The sequence below is a fragment of the Aeromonas aquatica genome (assembly GCF_000764655.1).
In the GTDB taxonomy this organism is placed as follows: Bacteria; Pseudomonadota; Gammaproteobacteria; order Enterobacterales; family Aeromonadaceae; genus Aeromonas; species Aeromonas aquatica.
The window spans coordinates 1-1,469 of sequence record NZ_JRGL01000058.1 but is presented as its reverse complement, the minus strand read 5'-3'; the positions used below and the strand labels follow the sequence as shown (position 1 = coordinate 1,469).

At 44.5% G+C, this 1,469-nt stretch carries 2 protein-coding genes; both read left to right on the top strand.

The window, feature by feature from the left end; genetic code table 11:
* Positions 1–509, top strand: a 509-nt coding sequence (locus LG30_RS21455; protein WP_081966056.1) for an alpha/beta hydrolase, incomplete at its 5' end; no start/stop codon positions are given.
* On the top strand, positions 502–1,469 hold a 968-nt coding region (locus LG30_RS21450), incomplete at its 3' end, for an acetyl-CoA C-acyltransferase (protein WP_033130140.1). The genes LG30_RS21455 and LG30_RS21450, both read left to right, overlap by 8 nt.

The following is a 1,469-nucleotide window of genomic DNA, read 5'->3' as shown; positions in this document are numbered from 1 at the left end:
CTTGTGCCCCGGAAACAACATGGTATCCGCGTGGGTTCACCCGCAACATTGAAGACAATCAACCTTTTCTGAACAATGGCCTCAATTATATCAACGACGTACTTCAGGACTTGCTTTCACAAGGAGTGAACAGTCAAAATATCTGGCTAATTGGCTTTTCGCAGGGTGCTTGTATGGTCGCCGAATTTTTGAGGCAATCTTTATATCCGGTTGGTGGTGCAATCATATTCACCGGAGGTCTATTCGGTCCTAATTGCCCAAAAGCAGCATCTCAAAAAAATATATTTCATGAAATGAATGTATTTCTAACGGGTAGTAACAACGATACTTGGGTATCTGCTGAGCGTGTGACACAAACGGCCGAATATTTTGAACAGTTGGGTGCGAGAGTTCATCTTCAGATTTTTACAGAACGAGACCACTTCATTTCTAAGCCTGAAATTGAGACAGCCAGAGAGTTAATCTCATCCAGCTTTACTGTGAATAACGAGGAGGTCGTATATGCATAACGCATATATTTGTGATTTCGTAAGAACTCCTATTGGTCGCTACGCAGGCTCACTTGCTTCGATCCGTGCTGACGATCTGGCAGCAGTTCCATTGCAGGCTCTTAAAAAGCGTCATCCAAATGTGGATTGGCGTAACGTCGATGATGTGATTTTAGGGTGTGCTAATCAGGCTGGAGAAGATAACAGAAACGTCGCTAGAATGAGTTTGCTATTAGCTGGATTTGATACAGAGGTACCAGGTTCAACGGTGAACCGGTTATGTGCATCTGGGATGGAAGCAGTTTCTAGCGCTGCTCGCGCCATTAAATCTGGCGAAGCCAATTTGATCATTGCCGGTGGTGTTGAGTCTATGTCACGGGCACCGTATGTGCTTGGGAAAACTGATTCACCTTTTTCTCGTAATGCCGAATTCTACGATACCACGATGGGCTGGAGGTTTGTTAACGCAAAACTGAATGAAATGTACGGTACCTGCTCTATGCCTGAAACAGCTGAAAACCTTGCGGTAAAATTCCACATTACCCGAACAGAACAGGATGCGTTTGCACTTTTGAGCCAGCAAAAATATGCCGATGCCAAAGAGCGAGGGTTCTTCAAAAATGAAATTGTACCTGTCGAAGTCAAACGCAAACGTCAGAGTAGTTTAGTTGTTGATACTGATGAACACCCCAGACTCTCGAGTTTAGATACCTTGGCCAATCTCAAGCCAGTCGTTCATCAAAACGGTTCTGTCAGTGCTGGTAATTCATCAGGCATTAACGATGGAGCAGCTGTATTATTGATAGCTTCAGAACAGTCACTGTCAAATTATAAACTGGTACCAAAAGCTCGGATAGTGGCAACAGCCTGTGCCGGAGTAGAGCCAAATATTATGGGCTTCGGCCCAGTGCCAGCTATTAAAAAGGTACTGGAGTTAGCGCAACTGTCGTTAGACCAGATGGACGTGATCGAAATAAATGA